Origin of the sequence: Pseudomonas sp. 2995-3, assembly GCF_002742565.1 — a bacterium.
GTDB lineage: Bacteria > Pseudomonadota > Gammaproteobacteria > Pseudomonadales > Pseudomonadaceae > Aquipseudomonas > Aquipseudomonas edaphica.
The window spans coordinates 1-230 of record NZ_LJSB01000483.1 but is presented as its reverse complement, the minus strand read 5'-3'; the positions used below and the strand labels follow the sequence as shown (position 1 = coordinate 230).

At 46.1% G+C, this 230-nt stretch carries 1 protein-coding gene; it reads right to left on the bottom strand.

Annotated elements, in window-relative coordinates:
- Positions 1–203: hypothetical protein (locus tag AOA62_RS32405; RefSeq protein WP_218244273.1), on the bottom strand; the 203-nt coding region annotated here is incomplete at its 3' end.
- Positions 204–230: the final 27 nt, after the last annotated feature.

Below are 230 nucleotides of genomic sequence, written 5' to 3'. Positions count from 1 at the left end.
GTGAGGATCTCCTCTGGCATCGTTCTCCATCTCTTACGATCAGGGCGATCTACAGTCACACGCACTTCTTCTCCTAGAAGGGTTTGTGGGATCGTAAGTCTTAGCTTCTTTTTATTACCTTGCTCGTTTTCGCGCCATACCGTTGCTCGTCCAGAGCCTCTATCATCCAGTGTACGTATCGTTGCAATAAATGTTTCCGACATACTGTTTTTCCTCCTTCAATACAGAAC